We start from the raw sequence: 20,689 nt of genomic DNA, 5'->3' as shown, positions 1-20,689 counted from the left end.
ATGGAAAACATAACTAAAGATCAAGTAGAAATTACAAAAGCTAAAAACTCTAAAATTGATAGTATCGATTTTAATAATCTTGCTTTTGGTCAAGTATTTTCAGATCACATGCTAACATGCGATTATAAGGATGGTAAATGGCAACAACCAAAAATCGAGCCTTTTGCACCTATTACATTAATGCCTTCTGCTAAGATTTTTCATTACGGACAATCTATTTTTGAAGGTATGAAAGCCTATAAAGATGCTAATGACGATGTACTTTTATTTCGCCCAACGGATAACGTAAAACGTTTAAACATTTCGGCAAAACGTTTATGTATTCCAGAAATTCCTGAAAACTATTTTATGGAAGGTTTAAAAGCGCTTTTAGATTTAGAAAAAGATTGGATTCCTACAAAAGAAGGAAGCTCTTTATATCTTAGACCTTTTATTTTTGCAACTGGAGAAGGTTTCCACGCGTCTCCTGCAGACGAGTATAAATTTATTATTGCTTGTGCGCCTTCTGGACCTTATTTTTCTGGAAAAGTAAAAGTTTTAATCGAAGAAACGTATTCACGTTCTGCAAATGGTGGTGTTGGTTTTGCTAAAGCTGGTGGTAATTACGCCGGACAGTTTTACCCGACACAATTAGCTAAAGACAAAGGTTACCAGCAAGTAATCTGGACAGACGATACATCTCACGAATATATTGAAGAAGCTGGTGCAATGAATGTTTTTGTACGTATTAACGATACATTAATTACTTCTCCTGTAAGTGATAGAATTCTTGATGGAATTACTAGAAAAAGTATTTTAGATATCGCTAAAGCGGAAGGCATAAACACCGAAGTAAGGAAAATAAAAGTTAGCGAGCTTGTTGAAGCCGCTAAAGACGGTAGTTTAAAAGAAATTTTTGGTGCTGGAACAGCAGCTGTAATTTCTCCTATTTCTGGTTTTGGTTTTAGAGATTCAGATTTCGATTTACCAGAATTAGAAAATACTTACGCTAGTAAATTAAAAGCACGTATTGTAGCAATACAAACTAATAAAACTGAAGATCCTTTTGGATGGAGAGTTAAAATCTAGTCAATAAGCAATACTTATTAGAACATAAATAACAAAAAAAGCAGCCAATTGGCTGCTTTTTTAATATAACTAAACCATAGAAATTACTTATCCAAAATAGCCTTAATGTTTGGCTTGAAATAGTTTGGGCCTTTTAAAACCTTACCATCTTCTCTGTAAATAGGTTCACCGTCTTCACCCAATTTACTCATATTACTACGTTGTATCTCGTTAAAGACTTCTTCAATTTTATGTTGCATACCATGCTCTATAATAGTACCACATAAAATGTAAAGCATATCTCCTAAAGCATCTGCAACCTCAACTAAATCATTATTATTTGCTGCTTCTAAATACTCTTCGTTTTCTTCTTTCATTAAATCGAAACGCAACTTATTTTTAGCGTTTCCTAAATCGGCTTTTGGAGCTTCTAAATGACCAATTTTAAATGCGGTATGAAATGCCTTTACAGCTTCTATTTTATTTTTCATTGAAATGATTTTTTACTACTTCTATTCGTTATTTTTGCATAAAAATAACGATATGTTTAGTACAGGACAATTAATCTTTGCCATTTGTTTTGCTGTTGTATTTATTGCAGCCTTAGTTTATACCTACAGAAAGGACTTAAAATTACATAAACAACACTACAAAGGTACTATTTGGGTATTGGTCGCCTTTATCTCTTTTATTGGACTTATTGCAGCTATAAAGTTTGTTTTTAAGTAGTTTTTGGTTACATTCTTCTATAAACAACTAATTATTCTACAAATTTTGTAAATTTAATTTTTTACTAAAAGCCACAAAACCATTTATGAAAGCCATAAAATACATTTTCTTTCTTGTTCTTATTGCTATTATTGCTTTAGCCATATATATTGCTGTACAACCAAATGAGTATTCTGTAACAAGAACACGTACAATTAATGCACCGGCAGCTGTAATTTACAAGAATGTTAATGATTTTAAAAATTGGAAATCATGGTCTTCTTGGGTAGAAAAAAATCCAGATATAAAAATTACTTTATCAGAAACAACTCAAGGCGAAGGCTCTATTTATACTTGGGAAGATAAAGATGGTATTGGTACCATGAAAACTATAGAAACCAATACTAATAAATCTATTAGTCAAGTTATGCAATATGGAGATTTTCCATCGTCTAACGTATTTTGGAAATTTAAACCAAATGCAGATGGCTCTACCGATGTAACATGGAACATAGAAGGAAAAGATTTGCCTTTTGCTTTTAAAGCTTTTTCTGCTTTTATGGGAGGCATGGAAAAACAGATAGGTCCAGAATACGAGCGTAGTCTTGAAAAACTAGACAATCTTATTCTTATAGACATGAAAAAACACAGTATTGTTGTCGATAACGAAACGACACAACATAGCGGAGGCTACTATATTTATAATACAGCAGCTACAACTTTAGAGGATTTTAAAAGCAAAATGGCTACAATGTTACCTGCTGTAATAACGTATGCACAGAAAAACAATATTACAATGGCAGGAGCTCCTTATATATTATATCATAAATATGACGAAGAGAATAACGCTGTTATGTTTTCATGTTGTGTACCAACAACTGCTCGTGTAATTACTACTGGAGGCGAAATACTAACAGGTCAATTAGCTCCTTTTAAAGCTGTAAGAACAACACTAAATGGTGATTATAGCAACCTTGAAGAAGCTTGGAAAAAAGCTATGGCTGCCATTACAAAAAGTGGTCTAGAACAAGAAGAGAATGGACCAAATTTAGAAGCTTATCTAAACAATCCATCTAGCACGCCAAATCCAGCAGATTTAAAAACTGAAATTTATATAGCAGTAAAATAACAATGAAAAATATTTTACTCGTATTCGTTGGTGGTGGTTTTGGTAGTGTCTTACGCTACCTGCTAGGAAAGTATTTAAACAATACCGAAAACGGAATCCCTTACGGTACGTTTGCTGCCAATATTTTAGGAAGTTTACTTATTGGTATTATATTAGGTTTAGCGCTTAAAAACAATACACTTTCACAAAATCACACATTATTATTAGCAACAGGATTTTGTGGTGGTTTTACCACATTTTCAAGCTTTGCTTACGAAAACCATGTGTTTTTAAAAGCCGGAGATTTTACAAGTTTTGCTATCTATACTATTGCAAGTTTTGTAATTGGTTTTTTAGCCGTTTTTGGCGGCATGTATTTAGCTAAAAGCTTTTAGTGCTTTGCATAAGCTTTAACTCCTGCTTTAATCTCTTCATCTATATAATTTACTCTTGGTACAATTGGGCAAGAATACTTTGCGTTGTAAGCACAAAACGGATTGTAAGCTTTATTAAAATCTATAATTATTTCATCACCTTCAGGTATACGCAGTTCGATATAACGTCCGCCGCCATAACTAGTTTCGCCATTGGTGTTATCTAAAAAAGGAAGGAATAAATAATCCTCAAAACCTTCTTTCGTCATTAAATCTTCACCTTGATAAACATTTAATTGATACTCTTTTTTATTCAATTTAAAAGATAAAACCCCAAAAACACGTTCTTTAGACAGGCGGTTAGTAGTCGTTTTCATTTTAAACCATTTAGAACCTGGTGTTCTTTTTAATGTAGCTACTACAGTGTAAGTCGAATCAAATTCAAAAAAATCTAGAGCCCTAAATGTCTTTCTGTCTTTATCTTTTAATGGCGATTCTGAAGCGTCTTTAAAATCTGAATTCATTTTGCGTTGCCATTCTGTATCTCCTAAAAGTGGCTCTTTTTTTTGTGCACAACTTAAAGCTGAAACGAATAAAATAAAAAGTAATATATTTTTTGTCATTGGTACTTATATTATAATGCTATTAATTATTTGGATTGAAAGATGTAATTAAACTTAAAATTATACTAAATAGAGAAGCTTGTGTAAAGCCTAAAACCCTAGTGGTAAATAACATGATTTTTCATCTTTAATTATATTTATCTTTTCAAAAATACGACATATAAAAAATTTGCGTAGCTTTGAAGCATCAAAATATAGAAAATGAATTTAGTCATTACATATTATATAAAACAAACCTCTTGTAGAGATACAGATTGGGCTTGCTATATTTTGTAATGATATAAATATCAATTAATACAATATTAAAAGTCCAACTTCGTAGTTGGACTTTTTTACTTTAGGTCTATTACGAATTAAACTTTTTGTAAATGAAATAAACCAAAAACCAACCAAACCAATGAAAAAAATTTACGCAAATTACATCGACTCTTTTAGCGGTCTCTCTAAAGAAATCTGGTGGCTCGCACTTATTACTTTAATAAATCGAGCAGGCACAATGGTAATTCCTTTTCTTTCGATTTACTTAACCGAAGATTTAGATATTTCTATTGGTAATGTAGGCTGGATAATGACCTGTTTTGGACTTGGATCCCTAATAGGCATTTGGGTTGGCGGCAAATTAACTGATGTTATTGGTTATTACAAAATAATGGTATTTAGTCTTCTTGCTACTGGTTTTCTATTTATTGGTCTACAATATTTAACAACGTTTAAAACACTCTGTTTAGGCATATTTTTAACCATGTGTGTGGCAGATATGTTCAGACCTGCGTCTTTTGTTGCCATGAGTGCATACAGTAAACCTGAAAACAAAACAAGAAGTGTAACACTTATTCGCTTAGCAATAAACTTAGGTTTTTCAGCTGGATGAAAGATTGGTGGACTAATAATTACACACCTTAACTACTCCGGGTTATTTTGGGTAGATGGTATTACTTGTATTCTGGCAACTCTTGTTTTATTTATTGTTTTAAATCCGAAAAAGGCAAAAATACAAGACGATTTTAAAAATGAAAGTCCGCAATCAGCTTATAAGGACACACCATTTTTAATCTTTTTTGTCGCTATGGTACTATTTGCCATTGTGTTTTTTCAGTATTTCTCAGCAATGCCTATTTACTACAGAGAAACACACCATTTAAGCGAATTACAAGTTGGTTTAATTTTAGGGGCTAATGGTTTATTTATATTCCTCTTTGAAATGCCATTAATAAAATGGTTAGAAAAAACACAAAATACCAAAATTGGATTAATATTATTTGGATGCTTTTTAACAGGATTAAGCTTAATCGTCTTAAATATTACAAGCTGGTCTGGAATTTTAATTATCGGTATGTTTTTAATGACGGCTGGAGAAATGATAGCATTTCCTTTTGCTAATGGTTTTGCATTAGACCGTGCAAGAAATGGTAATCAAGGCGAATATATGGCAATGTATGCTATGGCTTTTTCTGTAGGAAGTATATTTGGTCATAATACAGGTCTGCATCTTATAGAAGGCTTAGGCTTTAATAATACTTGGTATATTATGACGGCACTTGCCATGCTAGGTGTTTTATTATTATTTATTTTAAAACTAAATGTGAAAAAAAATAATTAAAATGAACTTAAACCAAGTCACCATAAGCTCTAACAGAACAAATGCTTTAGTCTCTTTTTACAAAAAACTAGGTCTTAAGTTAATAGTAGATGCGTTGCCTCGTTATGCGCGTTTGGAATGTCCGGACGGTGAAGCGACGTTATCTATTCATTTTACAGAAACTATTTCAATTTGTAAAAAAAGCAATTTTATGAGTGAATGTAATGTAGAGAAACTCTCTTATATCACTATTACTAATTAATTATTTAGTATCAACAATCAAGCGACTATCAATATCTAAATCTGCGACCTTAATTACTTTTAGTTTAGCAAAATCTTTATGCTTCGGATTTATTAAAATATTACTTGCCATTGGCAAAATAGCACAAGGTACTTTTAATGCTAATTTTTTATTAGCCTTTAAAAATGCAGTTCCAAGATTTGTAGTGATACTTTTTGGCGGATTGTCTCTCCAATTATCATCTAAATCTTTCAATTTTAATTTAGTGTCTATTAAATTGTCGGGAATATCAATTTCAATATAACCAAAGTCCTTGGTCAGATATTTAAAATCTAAATGTACTAAAACCTCAAGTAAACTAGTAGATAAGCTATCCGAAAAATAAAGCATCGGCAATCCTTTTTTATTCCAACGCCCACCGAATAAACGAGAACCTTCTCCAGATAAATCTTCTAAATATTGCTTTTTAGCAATCCTAAATACACGCATATTTTAAGAATATACACCAAATTCTATACGACCTAAAACATCTAGAATTAAGCCTGTACCAAAACTAGTATCTAGTAAACTTATAGGTTTATTATAGTTTAACACTCTAATATCGCTATGCAACCAAGAAGTAAAATTATCTAGCGTACCCAAAACTTCAATACCACGAGAAACCACTTGAGCAATTTCTAAAATTTGTTCTGTACTGTATACATTTAATAAATCGCTATCGCTTTTACGCTGTATTGTACGGTGCGAAATATGAATTAAATCGCTCATGCGTTCCATAGAAATACCTAACAATTTACTAAGCGTTAAAACTGCCGATTTTGGTAAACCATTTCTTGTAATTTGAATAAGATCGAAATCGCTGCTTATAGAATGAGAAATATTTGTACTACCTCCTAAAACACTTATAATTCTATCATACTTATTATCTAAGCCGTAGAATGCTTCTGGCTCGTTTGCTAAGTTTTGAATACTATGATCTTGCTTATATTGTTTCATGATTGCGACACTTTACACGAATATACAACTTTTTGTCGTTATTAAAAAGTATTAAGCATATTAATAGTTACAAACTTTGCAATCTTTTTTCTCTTGTAGTTCGCCAACTAAAATGCCTTTTTCATTCTCGACAAAACCACAACAGTCTTTAAAACCTTGTGCTACCATTTTTCTAGCACGTTGTATTTGAGATTTTGCAGTTGATAGTTCTATTTTTAATTGCTTAGCAACCTCAGCTTGTTTTAAACCTTTTATATCCGAAAGAAATAATGGGTCTCTATACTTTTTTGGTAAGCTTTTAATAATACCATGTAAGCAATCTATTTCGGTATGTTCCTGCTTTTCTTCTTCTACAAAATCATTATCAGTGCTTTCATAGCCAATATTTTGCTTTTTAAAATAATCTAAAACAGTATATCTTGCTATAGAAAACAACCATGGCTTTATTTTAGAGTCATCTTTTAAAGTGTTTAACTTAGTGTGTACTTTAATAAATGTTTCTTGTAATAAATCGTCTGTTATTGTTGCATCCTTTACCATACTTAAAATAAAGTATTTAATATCTTCTGCATGTAACTTCCAAACCTCTTGAGTTTTCATAATGATAGCTTATAAATAACGCTAATTCTAGTATAAATTTACTAAAATTAGCGCTATAATACTGTAGGTTTAATTATACCTTAACAGTTACAGTTAGTACATGTACAATTATCGCAAGTACAATTAGTACAGTTTCCTTTAGAGCAACCTTCGCAGTTGCAAGTACATTCTATATTTTTCATGATCTCTAATGTTTAAGTTCATATAATAGACGTATTATGTTTTAAAAAGATGCATTTATATGCACTTTTATTTAAAAGGACTTAAAATAAAATACTAACTCACCAAAACTAAGGCATCATGGGAGATTGGAAAATTACAGGAGTTCGCTATAAAACATAAACTATTTGCTTTTTCATGTAAACTAAGCGCTAAAGTTTTTTGTGCAGCATCTTTTATAGTAACTATTGGCTTTAATCTTACCTTTTTAAAGCTTCCGCTTCCTGTTGCTTCAACTTCTAAATCACCTTCAGCAGTATCTGTATAACTTAAAACCTCTATATTATTTTGAGCACAAACATATAAGTAAGACATCATGTGGCAAGACGCTAAAGCAGATAATAATAAATCTTCAGGATTGTATAATGTATCGTCTCCTCTAAATAGCTTCGCTGCAGACACCTCTAATCGTGATGTTTTGTTAGCAATTATAACGTCGTGATTTCGGCTAAAGGTTCTTGGATTTTGAGTGCTATCTCCTTCGTTTATTGTCCAGTTTACTTTTGCTTTAAAGGTGTGATTTATAGACATCTTATTTTAGTTTTTTGATGTAAAAAAAGCGTTTCAAAGTAGAAACGCTTTTTTATTTAATTTATTAAAATTCTTCGCTTTGCTCTGAATGACAAAGCTTCAGAGAGATCTAAAAATAGATTTAAGATAAGCGATACATTCATCATTTCATAAAAACGAAAAATGATTATTTACTTACATGTTACGTCTATACTGTCCTCCAACTTCAAATAACGAAGCTGTAATTTCACCTAAACTACATACTTTACAAACTTCCATTAATTCTTCAAATATATTTTCGTTGTTAATTGCTTTTACTTGAAGCTCTTTTAACATTGCTTTTGTATCGTTAGCTTTATGTAAATTCTCTAGTGTTTTAATCTGGAATTGCTTTTCCTCTTCTGTTGCTCTAATAACTTCTTTTGGCACAACTGTTGGCGAACCTTTAGAACTTAAAAAAGTATTTACACCAATAATTGGGAACTCTCCATTATGTTTTAAAGTCTCATAATACAAGCTTTCTTCTTGTATTTTAGAACGCTGGTACATTGTTTCCATTGCACCTAAAACACCTCCTCTTTCTGTAATACGATCGAATTCTTTTAATACAGCATCTTCTACTAAATCGGTTAACTCTTCAATAATAAAAGAACCTTGTATAGGGTTTTCGTTTTTAGCTAATCCTAATTCTTTATTTATAATTAACTGAATTGCCATTGCACGACGTACAGATTCTTCCGTAGGAGTAGTAATAGCTTCGTCATAAGCATTTGTATGTAACGAGTTACAGTTATCGTAAATAGCGTATAATGCTTGAAGCGTTGTACGTATATCGTTAAAGTCAATTTCCTGAGCATGTAAACTTCTTCCAGAGGTTTGAATGTGGTATTTCAACATTTGCGCTCTTGAGTTCGCTCCGTATTTATGTTTTAATGCTTTAGACCAAATTTTTCTAGCCACACGACCAATTACAGAATATTCTGGATCGATACCATTAGAGAAAAAGAACGATAAATTTGGACCAAATTTATTAATGTCCATTCCACGACTTAAATAATATTCCACGTAAGTGAAACCATTAGATAAAGTTAACGCTAACTGTGTAATTGGGTTTGCTCCTGCTTCTGCAATATGATATCCAGAAATAGATACCGAGTAAAAGTTACGCACATTGTTGTCGATAAAATACTCTTGAACATCTCCCATTAAACGCAATGCAAATTCTGTAGAGAAAATACATGTATTTTGCGCTTGATCTTCTTTTAAAATATCAGCTTGTACAGTTCCTCTAACTTGAGCAATTGTGTTTGTCTTTATTTCGGCATAAACATCTGCTGGTAATACTAGATCTCCAGTAACACCTAATAACATTAAACCTAAACCATTGTTTCCTTCTGGTAACTCTCCGTTATAAGACGGACGTTCTTTGTCTTTATAGAGTTTAGCAATTTTTGCTTCTACTTCTTTTTCTAAGCCATTTTCTTTAATGTAAAACTCACATTGTTGATCAATGGCAGCATTCATAAAGAAACCTAATAACATAGGAGCAGGACCATTTATGGTCATACTTACAGAGGTCATTACATTTGCTAAATCGAAACCAGAATACAGTTTTTTAGCATCGTCTAAACAACAAATACTAACACCTGCATTACCAATTTTACCGTAAATATCCGGACGCAAATCTGGATCGTTACCATAAAGTGTTACACTATCGAAAGCAGTAGATAAACGTTTTGCCGGTAAACCTGCACTTACATAGTGAAAACGTCTGTTTGTACGTTCTGGTCCACCTTCTCCTGCAAACATACGTGCTGGATCTTCACCTGTACGTTTAAAAGGATATAATCCTGATGTGTATGGAAATTCTCCTGGTACATTTTCTTGTAAACACCATTTTAAAATATCTCCCCAAGCTTTGTACTTTGGTAAAGCTACTTTTGGAATATCACTTTGCGATAATGATTTTGTATGCGTTTCTATTTTTATTTCCTTGTCTCTTACTTTAAAAGTATAAATAGGATTTTTGTATTTATTTACTTTCTCATCCCAACCAGTAATAACTTCCCAATTGTAAGGATCTAAGTTTAATTTTACACGATCGAATTCTGAAACTAATAATCTAACAAAGTCTTTATTATCTTCTGTTGCTGTAACAGATTCTGAAGCTATACCAGCTTTATCTAATTCTGGTTTTGCATCTAAAACAGATTCTAATGTTTTATAGATACCGTATAATTTCTGTGCAACCTCAACTTGTGTATTTGCCGTTTTATCGTAAGCACGATTACTCTCTGCAATTTCAGATAAGTAGCGTGTTCTACTTGGTGGAATAACAAAAATCTTCTCGCTCATTTCTTCAGAAATTTCGAAAGTCGATTTTAAAACACTATCAGTTTTCTCAACCAACTTATCCATTATCGCTTTGTAAAGCGTATTCATTCCTGGGTCGTTAAATTGAGACGCTATCGTTCCAAAAACAGGTAAATCATCTTGATGCACATCCCAAAGATGATTATTACGCATGTATTGTTTTTTAACATCTCGTAAAGCATCTAAAGAACCACGTTTATCGAATTTATTAATGGCAACTAAATCTGCAAAATCAAGCATATCGATTTTTTCAAGTTGTGTTGCTGCACCAAATTCTGGAGTCATAACATATAAAGCAACATCACTGTGCTCCATAATCTCAGTATCCGATTGCCCAATACCAGAAGTTTCAAGTATAATTAAATCGTATTCTGCAGCTTTTAAAACCTGTACCGCTTCGTTTACATATTTAGATAATGCTAAATTACTTTGACGTGTAGCCAAACTACGCATATAGACTCTTGGTGAGTTAATAGCGTTCATTCTAATTCTATCTCCTAAAAGTGCTCCTCCTGTTTTACGTTTAGATGGATCTACAGATACTAAACCAACCGTTTTTTCTGGAAAATCTATAAGAAAACGTCTTACTAATTCATCTACTAGAGACGATTTTCCTGATCCTCCAGTACCTGTAATACCTAAAACTGGTGTTTTAGATTTTTTATTTTTAGCATGTATTTTATCTAAAGCATCTTTGGCAACTTCTGGAAAGTTTTCTGCCGAAGAAATAACTCTAGCTATTGCCTTTGGGTTTTTAGTAGGAAGCATTTCTACTTCGTTACTTAACTTATCTCCAATTGCAAAATCTGATTGTTGAACCAAATCGTTAATCATACCTTGTAATCCCATTTCACGACCATCGTCTGGTGAGTAAATACGAGAAATACCGTAATCCATTAATTCTTTAATTTCTGAAGGTAAAATTACACCTCCTCCTCCACCGAAGATTTTAATATGTTCTGCACCTCTTTCTTTTAAAAGATCGTACATGTATTTAAAATACTCATTATGTCCACCTTGATAAGACGTTAAACAAATAGCATTTGCATCTTCTTGAATGGCAGTATTTACCACTTCGTCCACACTTCTATCGTGTCCTAAGTGAATAACCTCAACTCCAGTAGATTGGATAATACGTCGCATAATATTTATGGATGCATCGTGCCCATCGAACAAGGCTGCTGCTGTTACAATTCTAACTTTATATTTTGGTTTGTATGGTGTTGCTTGTATCATTCGGAAAAAATAATCTGATTTAAGCGTGCAATTTACGGAATAATCAAAAAATTTGCTCTAAAAACTACAATTATCTAAAAGTTTTAGTGAATAAAATTACTCAGCCCAATTTATAGTACATTAGTAATGCTATTAACACTCAGTTTTTCGCTTTCGCGGAATTATATACAGGTGAAAATTTAACGCTTTCGCGGAAAGAAAAATGAAAAAAATTACATTACAAATACATTGCAAAGACCAATCTGGAATTATTGCTACAGTTACTAACTTTATCGCCAACAATAATGGAAACATTGTTTACATAGACCAACATGTAGATAGAGAACAAGATATTTTCTTTATGCGTCTAGAAAGTGAATTTACTTCTTTTTCTATGGAAGGCTTTAAACTTAACTTTAAAACGGAGTTAGCCGAAAGGTTTAACATGAAGTGGCGTATTTATAATGATGACGAAAAACCTAAAATGGCACTATTTGTTTCTAAATACGACCATTGTTTGTACGACCTTTTAGGTCGCTATAACTCTGGTGAACTTAATTTAGAAATTCCGTTTATTATTAGTAATCACAATACATTAAAACCTATTGCAGATAGTTTTAATATTCCGTTTTATCATATTCCCGTAACAAAAGACACTAAAGCTGAAGCCGAAGCACAGCAATTAAAATTATGCAATGCTCATGGTATCGATTTTATTGTTTTAGCACGTTACATGCAAATTGTGTCTAGCAAAATTATTAATAAGTTTCCTAATAAGGTTATCAATATTCACCATTCGTTTTTACCAGCTTTTGTTGGTGCAAAGCCTTACCACTCGGCTTATAAACGTGGTGTAAAAATTATTGGAGCAACTAGCCACTATGTAACCGAGGAATTGGATGCAGGACCAATTATAGAACAAGATGTAGAGCGTATTTCTCACACTTATACTATTGAAGATTTAATAGCAAAAGGTCGAGACTTAGAGCGTGTTGTTTTAGCTAATGCTATTAAATTACATATAAAACGAAAAGTAATGGTGTTTAATAATAAAACCGTTATTTTCTCATAACAGTGGTTTTGCGAAAGCGGTTGTAGTGGCATCCTTTTTTTTGCTGCCATATATGGCAAAAAAAAGATATAACGGAAAACGCGGTGTTTTTTAAAGCTGTGGAGCTTGCGGAACAGTTTTAACAAAATATTTGCTCTAATAATTATTACCTTTACCACTTAAAATAAAAAAAGATGAAAAAATTTATTGCCCTTTTATTAGTATTAAATTTATCTGCTTGTGCAGAATTACAACAGGTTGTTAGTCAACTACCTCAAGGTACTGGCGCTATTTCTCAATTAGATATTGGTAACGGATTACGCGAAGCTCTTGATCTTGGAATAGATAAACAAGTAAGTAAATTAACGTCTACGGATGGTTTTTTTAAGAACGATTTAGTAAAAATATTATTACCTGCAGAGTTACAAAAAGTAGATAAAGCATTACGTGATATTGGACTTAGCAGCTTGGCAGACGAAGGTTTAAAAGTATTAAACCGTGCAGCAGAAGATGCTGTTGGAGAGGCAACACCTATATTTGTTGACGCAGTTAAAGACATCACTTTTAACGATGCTAAAAACATTTTATTAGGAGATAAAGATGCAGCAACACAGTACTTAAACGGAAAAACACAAACAGCTTTATATGCTAAATTTAATCCTGTAATTAAAAATAGTTTTGCTAAGGTTGGTGCAGATCAAATTTGGTCTAACTTAATAAATAAGTATAACACAATACCTTTTACTAGTAATGTAAATCCTGATTTAACAGATTACGTTACTACTGAAGCTTTAAAAGGTGTTTATAAAATGATTGCTGTTGAAGAACTAGAAATTAGAGAAAAAGCATCGTCTAGAACTACTGCATTATTACAGAAAGTTTTTGCTCTACAGGATTAATTAAAAAAATATACAAATTAATAATACTAAGCTAAAGTTTTGGTAACATAAGCGCAAAGGGATTTCTATACTTTTGTACTTCAAGTTATATTCTCCATAATTTACTTGAGTTAGTTAGTTTAGTAAAAAATATTTAAAGCCAATCTAAAAATTTAGATTGGCTTTTTTTTATAATCTAATTAGCTCACAAACAACACAAGTTGCTTATTACCAATATTTAACGTATTTTTATAAGACTAAGCTCTAATTATTATGAAAAAAGTAAATCTATTAGAATCTCATCATCAAAAACTAAATAGCCGGTATCTGCAGCTAATAGAACAAGCCTATAATTTAAGAGAAACAGACCATGCACTTAGTGATGACTCTGAGTTTAAGGCACTGAAATTATTACACAAATTAAACAAGATTAAATTTCTGTTTCGTGATAACCCAAAGGCTACAATATAAAGTTTTATGTTTTTTACTTTGAACGAGATCTAAGTAAGAAAACTACTCGTATTTATATAAAAAGAAAGATATGAATACACATTTTTGTAAAGTTGGAAAAATAAGGCCTAATTTAAATAAGTCCTATAAAATAAATGCATTAAAACAAAAAGCTACACAACAGTCTTTTAGTACTGTCCTGGATAATAAAAAACTCCCTAAAGGTTTTGACGTAGCATTTTAAAGTAACTAAATGCTTTTATAAGTCTAGAACCATACCACGAAAACATTTCTCCATCTACAAGAACTGTTTTTGCGTGAGGAGATGCGTTATTTATTTCTATGGCATGTTCGTTTTTAAATGGGTAAGGTTCGCTAGACAGTAATATAATTTCAGGACCTCTGTTTAACTTTAATTTTTCTAATTCTATTTCGGGATAGCGTTCTAAGTTATTATAAACATTTTCGAATTTATTTAATTCTAACAAATGATTTATAAACGTATTATTACCAGCTACCATCCATGGTTTTCTCCATATAAAATAAGCTACTTTTAGAATTGGCTCCTCTTTTACAAAGGCTTTAAAATCTTTTAAATTAGCATTAATTTGATTTGATATTTTTATCGCGTTTGCTTCTTTATTAAAAATTTCGCCATATTGTTTTATAAGCTCTAAACTATCTTCTACTGTGAAAATATCTGACACGTGAGTTATGCAAATACTTTCGCAAGCTTCTACTATCTCTTTTGTGTTTTCTTCTTTATTACAAAGTATAATATCTGGCTTAAGTGCCTTTATTTTATCGAGATTAATTTGCTTTGTGCCTCCAACTACTTTTTCTGTAGTTTTTAATTGAATGGGATGTATGCAGAATTTTGTTAGACCAACTATAGAATCTTCAAGACCTAAATCGACAAGCAGCTCGGTTTGTGATGGTACGAGTGAGATTATTCGTTTTGGAATAGTATCTATGTTTAATTGTCTACCTATTTGATCTTTCATTTTATTTAAAATAGCGAATAACTTATATCTGTAAAGATATAAGAATTGTTTCTACTTAAGAGATTACTTAACTCCTTGTAATGAAACAATAAAAAACCATTGCAGTAAAAAAACTGCAATGGCTGAAAAAATAACTAACTAAAACTATTTTTAATCTTTTAAAATCTTCTCTACTTTTATTCCTTTCTCTGTTGTTATTTTTACAAAATACACACCACTTGCTCTACTAGACAAATCTAGTTTCAATTCCTTACTAGTAGTTATTTTGGTTTGTAATACACGACCAGAAACATCGAATAATGCAACAGATTTTATATTATCCTTAGCTGAGATTATAACCACATCCTTAACTGGATTTGGATATACCGAAACCGAATGGTCTATTTCAAATTCTGTAGTACTTAATACTGCATAGGTTGTATTTGCGTTATTAGTTTCTATTGGAAAATTATAATCAAAAAAGATTTCTGCATTTTTTGTAACAGTATCGTTTGTTTGCAAAGTATCTTGAGATTGTACTTTTAATAGAATGTTTCCATGTCCTCCTGTATCTAAATAAATTGCTTCGAAAACAATTTCTACTATACCTCCTTTTACTTTTACATATGCATCGTGAGAACTACTTAAAACACGCAAAGTATTAATATCGAACATTGCAGGATCTATTTCTGTGGCTACTACAATATTTTGTGCTGGAAAATTACCTGTGTTTTCAAAATTGATAATATAATGCAAGTATTCTCCAATTTGAGTTGGCTCTACTATATCGCCTTCAAGACAAGTTATATCGTTTGGATCGTAACTTCCAACTACTGTTTGCTTATATCCAAAAGTATTATCGTCAGGTATTTCATCTCCTACAACTGGATTTATTGTTAGAAAGAAATCCAATAGATCGTCTATATTAACTTCAGGTGTTTCTTGTGGACTGTTTACGTTTAGGGTTACGTAAACGCTTCTGCTTTCGAAAGGAAATAAATTGGTATAATTCCAACTTAGTAGTCCTGTGGTTTGTGTTAATGGAGCTTCTGTTGCGCTTATATAATCTAAAACAGTATCATCATAATTAAAAACAAAATCACCTGATAGCGTTTGGTTTCCTTTGTTTTTGTAGGTAATAATGTATTCTGCATCAAAACCTGGTCTTGCAGGTATTGTTGGTGCCATTACAATTTCTACGTCGTTATGTACTCCATTTGCAGTAATGCAGAAATCTTGTGTTGTTATGTTGTTATTTGCATCCGTAAAATTAATTATTGCGTCTATTGGTGTTGCATTAAAGAAGGTTGGGTTCTCAAATTCTGGTGTTATTGTGAAATTACCGTCTTGTGTGTAGAAGTTGTATTCTCCTGAGTTGGTTGTAAAGGATGAACCTGTATCTGTACCATCATCTATATTTAGTTTTAAATGTGGGAATACCAAATTGCTTGCATCGCAACCATTGTTATCTAAATCGAAAGTTGTATTTCCTGTTATTGTGTTATAATCTCCTCCTGGAGTGAATGAGCAATAGGAATTTATGTTTGGAGTAATACCTTGACCTGAAAAATAGTTAGTTAAAAAATCAACTTCATCATCATCTGCACAAACAAATTGAATATTATCAGATCCAGATGTATTAATTGTGGTTAACGAACTACCATTCTTTAAGTAGATTGACTCTAAAGCACTCGCTTCTGAAAACACAAGTGTATTTATTAATGGATTTAGACTTAAATCTATTTCAGTTTGAACATTATTAGCTCCTAAATTTAATATTTCAAGATTAACGTTACTACTTAAATCTACACCAGAAAATTGAGTGTTCTGTCTTAAATAAAGCTCTCTTAAATTAACATTTGAACTAACATTTAAAGTTGTAAGTTGATTTGATTGGGCATCAATATATTCTAATTGCGAGCTATTTGGTAGATTAAGAGTATTAATATTTCCAGTAGGACAATAAAGATACTCTAATTGTAAATTGTTTGACAAATCTAATGATGTTATTAATTCTAAGCTTTCACCATAAAGCTCTTTCAATTCTATATTATTTGATAAATCAAGAGTATTAAGGTTAATATTTTGATTAACGTTTAAATACTCTAATTGCAAATTGTTAGATAAATCTAAATTTTGTAAAGAAAAATTACCTTCACAATTAAGGTATTTTAATTGTGAATTATTTGACAAATCAATTGTACTAAAACCATCACTATAATTAAAATCAAGATGTTCTAATTGCAAATTAGAAGATACATCAAGATTATTAAGAGCTACACAACCACTAACATTTAAATACTCTAATTCTATATTACTTGACAAATCAAGATTATTTAAGCTAGTTTCCTGTTCAAGGTCTAAATACTCTAAGTTTATACACGCGTCTATTCCTTGTAAAGAAATAATACCAAAACCACCCAAGCTCAAACCTGTAATCAACAGAGCTTCGGACTCTTGTATTTCTCCATCTCCATTAACATCTATACTCCCTGTTCCCTGTGTATAAGTTTGTGTTGAAGTACCAGATACATAAACAAAATCTGAGGTGGAAAAATACGAACTTGGCAAATTCAATAATCCTGCCTTAAAATTAGCATCTGGAATATTTACTATTTGCCCAAAAGCAAAACTAGAAACAAACAGTAAAATTAGATGGATTATGGTTTTTATATTTTTCATAGCAATTGTTTTTTTTTATATAAATTTAATATAGAAACTTCTATTTTTTTTATACCAAATTAGTATTCTATGGGTTTGACTTAGAATTCGATTTTTAAATGGTGTTTAACAGTTGTTTTAAACGTTCGCGTTTACGTTGCGATATTGGTAAATGACTATCGTCTTGCATTAACACATAACCACCATCACTTTTTATATAGGCTTTTAAATACGCTATATTTATTAAGTGACTTTGATGAATGCGCTCAAAACCATGTTCGCTTAACAACTCGTCATACTCTTTTAAGGTTTTTGAAATTAAAATGGATTTTTGGTTTTTAATGTAAAACTTGGTGTAATTATCTTGGCTTTCGCAGCGTATAATATCTCCAATTTCGAAAAGGTGAATACCTTCGCTTGTTGATAAAGCAATACGCTTAAAGGTATCTACTTTTTTACTAATGTTTTCTAATAACAAATCTATATTAGAATAACTGGCTTTACTTTCTAAATTATTTTTAATTTTTGCAATTACTTGTTGTAACTCGTCTGGATCTACAGGTTTTAATAAAAAATCTAAAGCAGAAAAGCGAAATGCTTTTATAGCATATTTTTCATGAGCTGTTATAAAAACAATATTTGTATTTATTTTACCTTCAGTTTCTGTAATTTTTTCTAAAATATCGAAACCAGTTCCATCGGTTAATTGAATATCTAAAAACACCACTTGTGGTTTTTTATTTACAATTTCGGTAACGCCATTTTGTACATTATCGGCTTCGCCAATAATACTGATTTCTGGTGCATAAAGTTTTAACAAACCTTTCATACCGTTACGTAAATTTATATCGTCGTCTATTATAACTGCTGTAATCATAATTAATCTATGTATTGAATTGGTAACGTAATAATTACTTTTGTGCCTTCACTATTTCCGTTTGCATCATAAAGCTGAAAACTTTTTATACTTGCTTTTTTATTAGAGACTTCGGTAATCATACCTAATCGTTTTTTAATAATATCTAAAGCCATCGATTTATGGATTTGCACCGATTGTTCTTTTTTCTTAATTGAATTATCTATCCCAACACCATCATCTATAATTTCGCAAACAATCATATCGTTATTTGCAGTAAAATTAATTGTTAAATTTCCTTCTGCTTTTTTAGGTATAATGCCATGAATAATTGCATTTTCTACAATAGGTTGGATTAATAATGGCGGAATTGCCACAGCATCTTCAATAGTTTCGCTTTTTGTTATTGTAAAATTGAAGGTATTATTAAAACGTAGTTTTTCTAATTCTAAATAGTTTTGAAGGCTTTCAATTTCCTTTCCTATTGGTATTAAAGATTCTTTAGAATACTCTAAAGTTAAGCGCATTAGTTTTGAAAACTTAGACAGGTATTTAATAGCGTGATCTGTACCATTGTTAATTATAAACCCAGAAATTGCACCTAAACAGTTAAAAATAAAATGAGGATTCATTTGAAGGTGTAATGCTTTTTGCTCGTATTCAGCCAACTCTTTTTCTAAAGTTAATCGTGTTTTAAGTTGTTTACGGTTGTAGTACAAAAAACCTAATCCTGACAATAGCAATACACTAAAGGCTGCAAAACCATATTTAATAGTTTTTATTTTAGCTTCTTCGGCTTCTAACAATTGTTGTTTTTCTTGTTCTAAACGTTGAGTGTTTTTTTCTTTTTCATATTCAAAACTCATTTGCGCTTGCACACTTTTTTTTACACTTTTAATATTTACTAAAGAGTCTTTAAATATTGAATATTGCTTTTGATGTTTTAGTGCTTCAACAAAGTTATTCTGCTTTTCGTAAGCCTCACTTAGCACTTTTTCGGACAATGTTTGCTGTTCTAAAACATTGGTTTGGTTAGCTAAAATTAATGCTTTTTTAGAGTTTTCAATAGCTTTAGTATATTGTTTTTGCTCTAAAAGCAATCCACTTTTAAAAATATAAGTGTCTGTAATTCCAAACTTATCATCAATACTACTAAATGTAATTATTGCTTTTTCCCAATGTTTCATGGCTTTTTCTGGAGCATTCACTTTATGGTAATATGAACCAATACTATTATGCCATTCGCCTAATGCTCTAGGGTTATCTTTTACAGATTGTTCTGCCTCGTTAAAAACTGAAAGCGCTTTGGGTAATGCTTTCAATTTTAAATGACAATTTGCAATGTTGGTTAGGGTGATCCCAATATTAGGATCTTGTAACTGCTTTTGGGTTTGTTTTGCTTTATTATAATACTCTAATGCTTTGCTATAATCTTCTTGTGCTTGATAAGCGACTCCAACATTATTATTTAATATAGAAAGCATTTTGAAGTCTTTAAGTTCTTCGTAAATAGTTATTGATTTAATTAAATATTGAAATGCTCTAGAATAGTTACTTTGTTGTGAGAATACAATACCAATACTACCATATGTTCTCGCTATACTCTTCTTTAAATCTTGGGTTGGTTGTTTTTTAAATTCAATTTCAAAAATACTTTTTGCTTTTTTAAAATAATCGATAGCCTTGTCATGGTTTCCTATAATAATGTTTCCGTTCCCTAAGTTTACGTATGCATTACCAAGTGCTGTGTTAGAATTTAGCTTTTTAGCAAGTGCTACAGCTTTATTAGCATAACTAATTACTTCTGTTCCACTACTCGTTTTGTGTGCATTAGAAATAGTGTTTAACAACGTTAGTTTATGGGTTTCTATTTTAGTTTCTTTTAATACAGAAACCAAACTATCTATGTGTTCGTTTTGAGATTGACTGCTTAACGAAATAAGCAATACTATAAGTATAAGTAGTTTTGTTTTCAATATTCTATAATTTGATATTCAAATATAGTATATGATAGTTTTATAAAAAGGGATGAATTAGAATTTGATAGTTTTGAATTAGAATTCGATTTTAAAGATTTTTTCTTTTTAGGTTCTTCGCTACGCTCTGAATGACAGAATTACTCTAAATAACAAGTTCAGTGCAAAAAGTACTAACTAAATTATTTTAAGAGATTCTTCGCTGTGCTCTGAATGACAAACTCTCTGTATTACAGCAGCT

The 20,689-nt window shown here is 31.1% G+C and carries 19 protein-coding genes and 1 pseudogene; 9 read left to right on the top strand and 11 right to left on the bottom strand.

The features are described 5' to 3' along the window. Nucleotides 1–1,068 (top strand): branched-chain amino acid aminotransferase, encoded by a 1,068-nt coding sequence (locus ASC41_RS06740; RefSeq protein ID WP_055435874.1) that lies wholly within the window; start codon nucleotides 1–3, stop codon nucleotides 1,066–1,068. 83 nt (nucleotides 1,069–1,151) lie between these two features. On the opposite strand, the gene ASC41_RS06735 is transcribed toward ASC41_RS06740, so the two are convergent. After that, the gene (locus ASC41_RS06735) at nucleotides 1,152–1,538 is read right to left on the bottom strand and encodes a pyrophosphohydrolase domain-containing protein (RefSeq protein ID WP_055435873.1); all 387 of its coding nucleotides are present in this window, start codon (nucleotides 1,536–1,538) and stop codon (nucleotides 1,152–1,154) included. Nucleotides 1,539–1,590: 52 nt separating this feature from the next. On the opposite strand from ASC41_RS06735, the gene ASC41_RS06730 reads away from it, so the two are divergent. The 3 genes from ASC41_RS06730 (at nucleotide 1,591) to crcB (ending at nucleotide 3,258) form a co-directional block, all read left to right on the top strand. Then, entirely contained in the window at nucleotides 1,591–1,776 is a 186-nt protein-coding gene (locus tag ASC41_RS06730) for a hypothetical protein (RefSeq protein ID WP_055435872.1), read from the top strand. An 85-nt stretch (nucleotides 1,777–1,861) separates the two neighbouring features. After that, on the top strand, nucleotides 1,862–2,884 hold the full coding sequence (locus ASC41_RS06725; RefSeq protein ID WP_055435871.1) for an SRPBCC family protein: 1,023 nt from the start codon (nucleotides 1,862–1,864) through the stop codon (nucleotides 2,882–2,884). A 2-nt stretch (nucleotides 2,885–2,886) separates the two neighbouring features. Continuing rightward, nucleotides 2,887–3,258 carry a fluoride efflux transporter CrcB gene (gene crcB, locus ASC41_RS06720; RefSeq protein WP_055435870.1) on the top strand — a complete coding sequence of 124 codons (372 nt, stop codon included), beginning with the start codon at nucleotides 2,887–2,889 and terminating at the stop codon, nucleotides 3,256–3,258. Here crcB and ASC41_RS06715 read toward each other — a convergent pair. Continuing rightward, nucleotides 3,255–3,860 (bottom strand): DUF1684 domain-containing protein, encoded by a 606-nt coding sequence (locus ASC41_RS06715; RefSeq protein ID WP_055435869.1) that lies wholly within the window; start codon nucleotides 3,858–3,860, stop codon nucleotides 3,255–3,257. The two genes, crcB and ASC41_RS06715, sit on opposite strands and share 4 nt — an antisense overlap. Before the next feature lie 397 nt (nucleotides 3,861–4,257). On the opposite strand from ASC41_RS06715, the pseudogene ASC41_RS06710 reads away from it, so the two are divergent. Further along, nucleotides 4,258–5,460, top strand: a pseudogene (locus ASC41_RS06710) (MDR family MFS transporter). 1 nt (nucleotide 5,461) lies between these two features. Beyond that, nucleotides 5,462–5,701, top strand: coding sequence for a hypothetical protein (locus ASC41_RS17290; protein ID WP_338034462.1), 240 nt, complete (start codon nucleotides 5,462–5,464; stop codon nucleotides 5,699–5,701). On the opposite strand, the gene ASC41_RS06700 is transcribed toward ASC41_RS17290, so the two are convergent. From ASC41_RS06700 to ASC41_RS06680, 5 genes are all read right to left on the bottom strand, one after another. Then, entirely contained in the window at nucleotides 5,702–6,169 is a 468-nt protein-coding gene (locus tag ASC41_RS06700) for an RES family NAD+ phosphorylase (protein ID WP_055435868.1), read from the bottom strand. Between the two features lie 3 nt (nucleotides 6,170–6,172). After that, nucleotides 6,173–6,676, bottom strand: a complete 504-nt coding sequence (gene parS, locus ASC41_RS06695; RefSeq protein WP_055435867.1) for a type II RES/Xre toxin-antitoxin system antitoxin — start codon at nucleotides 6,674–6,676, stop codon at nucleotides 6,173–6,175. A 60-nt stretch (nucleotides 6,677–6,736) separates the two neighbouring features. Then, entirely contained in the window at nucleotides 6,737–7,276 is a 540-nt protein-coding gene (locus tag ASC41_RS06690) for a sigma-70 family RNA polymerase sigma factor (RefSeq protein WP_055435866.1), read from the bottom strand. Between the two features lie 276 nt (nucleotides 7,277–7,552). Then, nucleotides 7,553–8,026, bottom strand: coding sequence for an OsmC family protein (locus ASC41_RS06685; RefSeq protein ID WP_055435865.1), 474 nt, complete (start codon nucleotides 8,024–8,026; stop codon nucleotides 7,553–7,555). Between the two features lie 174 nt (nucleotides 8,027–8,200). Continuing rightward, a complete protein-coding gene (locus tag ASC41_RS06680; RefSeq protein WP_055435864.1) occupies nucleotides 8,201–11,614 on the bottom strand; it encodes a methylmalonyl-CoA mutase family protein in 3,414 nt (1,137 codons plus the stop codon). A gap of 202 nt (nucleotides 11,615–11,816) precedes the next feature. Here ASC41_RS06680 and purU point away from each other — a divergent pair, with 202 nt between their 5' ends. The 3 genes from purU to ASC41_RS06665 all read left to right on the top strand — a co-directional run bounded on the left by purU (nucleotide 11,817) and on the right by ASC41_RS06665 (nucleotide 13,993). After that, nucleotides 11,817–12,665, top strand: a complete 849-nt coding sequence (purU, locus tag ASC41_RS06675; protein WP_055435863.1) for a formyltetrahydrofolate deformylase — start codon at nucleotides 11,817–11,819, stop codon at nucleotides 12,663–12,665. A 173-nt stretch (nucleotides 12,666–12,838) separates the two neighbouring features. Continuing rightward, on the top strand, nucleotides 12,839–13,543 hold the full coding sequence (locus ASC41_RS06670; RefSeq protein ID WP_055435862.1) for a DUF4197 domain-containing protein: 705 nt from the start codon (nucleotides 12,839–12,841) through the stop codon (nucleotides 13,541–13,543). A gap of 252 nt (nucleotides 13,544–13,795) precedes the next feature. Then, entirely contained in the window at nucleotides 13,796–13,993 is a 198-nt protein-coding gene (locus tag ASC41_RS06665) for a Lacal_2735 family protein (protein WP_055435861.1), read from the top strand. Nucleotides 13,994–14,190: 197 nt separating this feature from the next. Here ASC41_RS06665 and ASC41_RS06660 read toward each other — a convergent pair whose 3' ends face one another. The 4 genes from ASC41_RS06660 to ASC41_RS06645 form a co-directional block, all read right to left on the bottom strand. Beyond that, nucleotides 14,191–14,976: an ABC transporter substrate-binding protein gene (locus ASC41_RS06660; protein WP_055435860.1), complete on the bottom strand. Its 786-nt coding sequence runs from the start codon at nucleotides 14,974–14,976 to the stop codon at nucleotides 14,191–14,193. Between the two features lie 150 nt (nucleotides 14,977–15,126). Further along, nucleotides 15,127–17,637: a DUF7619 domain-containing protein gene (locus ASC41_RS06655; RefSeq protein WP_055435859.1), complete on the bottom strand. Its 2,511-nt coding sequence runs from the start codon at nucleotides 17,635–17,637 to the stop codon at nucleotides 15,127–15,129. A 94-nt stretch (nucleotides 17,638–17,731) separates the two neighbouring features. After that, on the bottom strand, nucleotides 17,732–18,493 hold the full coding sequence (locus ASC41_RS06650; RefSeq protein WP_055435858.1) for a LytR/AlgR family response regulator transcription factor: 762 nt from the start codon (nucleotides 18,491–18,493) through the stop codon (nucleotides 17,732–17,734). A 2-nt stretch (nucleotides 18,494–18,495) separates the two neighbouring features. After that, nucleotides 18,496–20,448: a tetratricopeptide repeat-containing sensor histidine kinase gene (locus ASC41_RS06645; protein WP_055435857.1), complete on the bottom strand. Its 1,953-nt coding sequence runs from the start codon at nucleotides 20,446–20,448 to the stop codon at nucleotides 18,496–18,498. Nucleotides 20,449–20,689: the final 241 nt, after the last annotated feature.

The sequence above is a fragment of the Lacinutrix algicola genome, assembly GCF_001418085.1.
In the GTDB taxonomy this organism is placed as follows: domain Bacteria; phylum Bacteroidota; class Bacteroidia; order Flavobacteriales; family Flavobacteriaceae; genus Lacinutrix; species Lacinutrix algicola.
The sequence above is the reverse complement of the archived record's forward strand: the minus strand, read 5'-3'. Positions and strand labels throughout refer to the sequence as shown.

What these genes read in the sequence shown, in the direction of transcription:
- ASC41_RS06690 (WP_055435866.1), bottom strand. Translation starts at nt 7,276, where the DNA reads ATGAAAACTCAAGAGGTTTGGAAGTTACATGCAGAAGATATTAAATAC.
- ASC41_RS06740 (WP_055435874.1), top strand. Translation starts at nt 1, where the DNA reads ATGGAAAACATAACTAAAGATCAAGTAGAAATTACAAAAGCTAAAAAC.
- ASC41_RS06725 (WP_055435871.1), top strand. Translation starts at nt 1,862, where the DNA reads ATGAAAGCCATAAAATACATTTTCTTTCTTGTTCTTATTGCTATTATT.
- ASC41_RS06660 (WP_055435860.1), bottom strand. Translation starts at nt 14,976, where the DNA reads ATGAAAGATCAAATAGGTAGACAATTAAACATAGATACTATTCCAAAA.
- ASC41_RS06665 (WP_055435861.1), top strand. Translation starts at nt 13,796, where the DNA reads ATGAAAAAAGTAAATCTATTAGAATCTCATCATCAAAAACTAAATAGC.
- ASC41_RS06685 (WP_055435865.1), bottom strand. Translation starts at nt 8,026, where the DNA reads ATGTCTATAAATCACACCTTTAAAGCAAAAGTAAACTGGACAATAAAC.
- ASC41_RS06715 (WP_055435869.1), bottom strand. Translation starts at nt 3,860, where the DNA reads ATGACAAAAAATATATTACTTTTTATTTTATTCGTTTCAGCTTTAAGT.
- ASC41_RS06735 (WP_055435873.1), bottom strand. Translation starts at nt 1,538, where the DNA reads ATGAAAAATAAAATAGAAGCTGTAAAGGCATTTCATACCGCATTTAAA.
- ASC41_RS06670 (WP_055435862.1), top strand. Translation starts at nt 12,839, where the DNA reads ATGAAAAAATTTATTGCCCTTTTATTAGTATTAAATTTATCTGCTTGT.
- ASC41_RS17290 (WP_338034462.1), top strand. Translation starts at nt 5,462, where the DNA reads ATGAACTTAAACCAAGTCACCATAAGCTCTAACAGAACAAATGCTTTA.
- purU (WP_055435863.1), top strand. Translation starts at nt 11,817, where the DNA reads ATGAAAAAAATTACATTACAAATACATTGCAAAGACCAATCTGGAATT.
- ASC41_RS06700 (WP_055435868.1), bottom strand. Translation starts at nt 6,169, where the DNA reads ATGCGTGTATTTAGGATTGCTAAAAAGCAATATTTAGAAGATTTATCT.
- ASC41_RS06730 (WP_055435872.1), top strand. Translation starts at nt 1,591, where the DNA reads ATGTTTAGTACAGGACAATTAATCTTTGCCATTTGTTTTGCTGTTGTA.
- parS (WP_055435867.1), bottom strand. Translation starts at nt 6,676, where the DNA reads ATGAAACAATATAAGCAAGATCATAGTATTCAAAACTTAGCAAACGAG.
- crcB (WP_055435870.1), top strand. Translation starts at nt 2,887, where the DNA reads ATGAAAAATATTTTACTCGTATTCGTTGGTGGTGGTTTTGGTAGTGTC.
- ASC41_RS06680 (WP_055435864.1), bottom strand. Translation starts at nt 11,614, where the DNA reads ATGATACAAGCAACACCATACAAACCAAAATATAAAGTTAGAATTGTA.
- ASC41_RS06650 (WP_055435858.1), bottom strand. Translation starts at nt 18,493, where the DNA reads ATGATTACAGCAGTTATAATAGACGACGATATAAATTTACGTAACGGT.
- ASC41_RS06655 (WP_055435859.1), bottom strand. Translation starts at nt 17,637, where the DNA reads ATGAAAAATATAAAAACCATAATCCATCTAATTTTACTGTTTGTTTCT.